Annotated in this window: 2 protein-coding genes and 1 pseudogene; 2 read left to right on the top strand and 1 reads right to left on the bottom strand. The window is 65.1% G+C overall.

Features of this window, described 5'->3' with window-relative positions:
* A pseudogene (locus Q0964_RS06015) lies at positions 1-350 on the bottom strand (phosphate ABC transporter substrate-binding protein); the annotation flags it as partial.
* 226 nt (positions 351-576) lie between these two features.
* Between Q0964_RS06015 and phnG the strand changes: the two are divergent.
* Together phnG and phnH are read left to right on the top strand one after the other, a co-directional pair.
* Positions 577-1020, top strand: coding sequence for a phosphonate C-P lyase system protein PhnG (phnG, locus tag Q0964_RS06010; RefSeq protein ID WP_299264741.1), 444 nt, complete (start codon positions 577-579; stop codon positions 1018-1020).
* Positions 1017-1565: a phosphonate C-P lyase system protein PhnH gene (gene phnH / locus Q0964_RS06005; protein ID WP_299264739.1), complete on the top strand. Its 549-nt coding sequence runs from the start codon at positions 1017-1019 to the stop codon at positions 1563-1565. Before phnG ends, phnH begins: the two co-directional genes overlap by 4 nt.
* Positions 1566-1617: the final 52 nt, after the last annotated feature.

Genomic DNA, 1617 nt, shown 5'->3' with positions numbered 1-1617 from the left:
TCCGGCTCCGAAAGGACCGTCACGTCGTCCATGCCGATCTCGGCCTGTTCGCTCTTGAGCGCCGGGAGGATCGCCGAGTAGTCCGTCGGAACCTCCATCTCGAAGGTCGCACCGTCTATCTCGGCGTTGAGGAGGTTCTGTACGGGTTTGTACCGTCGGCGGGCGTCCGCCGGTGTACCCGGTGTCAGCAGCATCGTGACGGTGTTCTGGTTGTCGCCGCCCCCGCCGAGGACACCCGAACAGCCCGCGAGCCCGGTGACTGCCCCCGCTGCGACACCGGATTTGACGATAAATCCGCGTCGGCTCGTTTGTTCCCCAGTATTCGTGGTCGCTGACTGGCTGTCTGTCATCGTCCGATTGGTTGCCAACGGTTCGAATAAGGGTTGTCTGCGTAGAGTCCGGGTGGGCCGGCTTTTCGTTTACAGTCCGGGGACGACGACCCCGCCCTGCGACTCAGGTCCGGACTAGTACAGACTGATAGCAACAGTCCCGGGACTGAGAATCGAAACCGTGTGAACGATGTAGAGTACCCAGCAAACCATTATGACGGCTTTGCAGCTCCGTTCAACAGACTGTATGGTAGATCCACACGACCGTTCGGAGCGATTCGAGCTCATCGCCGGCTGTGACGGAGCGACGCTCGCCCGGTTCGCAAACGACGTACTCGAAGGCGACCCGCCGCTTTCGGTCCGCCAAGACCCCCGCCCACAACTAGTGATGCACCAGGTGGTTGAACCGGTCGAGCGCCGCCCGTTCAACCTCGGTGAAGTCGTCGTCACGCCCGCCGAGGTCGAACTTGACGGTCACCGCGGCTTCGCCATGCTCCCCGGCAAGGCCGAACGCGCCGCGCTCTCGGGGGCTATCGTCGACGCCGCCGTCGCCGGCGGCCACCCGCTCACTACGGAGATAACGAACACGCTGACTGACGTTGCGGCGGACCAGCAGGCCCGACGCCGGCAGGCGTGGGCCGAGAGCAAACACACTACCGTCGAATTCGAGACGATGGAGGACGAAGAATGAGGGCCGTCGGTATCGACCCCGTCGGCGGAACACGGACGACGTTCCGGGCGCTGTTAGACGTGATGAGCCGGCCGGGTACCGTCGAGTCGGTGCCCGAACGCGCCGACCAGGCCGTCGTCTCGACGCTGGTCGACCACGAGGTCAGCGTGGCGACCGACGACGACGAACTCCGCGACGCTCTCTCAGGACAGGGTCGTCTCGACGCCGCGGCTCACGACACGGCCGATATCGTCCACGTACGCGACCACACTGAATTCGACGTGACCGACTGCCAGCGCGGCTCGCTGGTCGAACCCAGCGATGGCGCGACGGTCGTCTACGCTGTTGAGGATCTCGTGCCGACGACCGACGCCGACTTGTCGACGGTCACCCTCTCCGGTCCCGGCGTCGACGGCCACACCGAGCTCTCGGTCGCCCTTCCGGAATCCGAACTGGCTGCCGTCGCTGCCGCCCAGTCCGACTATCCTCGCGGCGTCGATGCAATCTTCACCACCGAGGACCGAGTCGCCGCAGTCCCGCGCTCCGCCTCCATGGAGGTGGCCTGATGGGATACGTCGCGGTCACCGCCGGCGAGGAAATCATCGAGCGCGCCGAGGA

Source organism: Halorientalis sp. (assembly GCF_028275115.1).
Lineage (GTDB): Archaea > Halobacteriota > Halobacteria > Halobacteriales > Haloarculaceae > Halorientalis.
This window is presented reverse-complemented; position numbering and strand designations above follow the sequence as displayed.

Bases quoted from the DNA above. Each gene is read 5' to 3' on its own strand.
- phnG (WP_299264741.1), top strand. From the start codon at position 577: ATGGTAGATCCACACGACCGTTCGGAGCGATTCGAGCTCATCGCCGGC.
- phnH (WP_299264739.1), top strand. From the start codon at position 1,017: ATGAGGGCCGTCGGTATCGACCCCGTCGGCGGAACACGGACGACGTTC.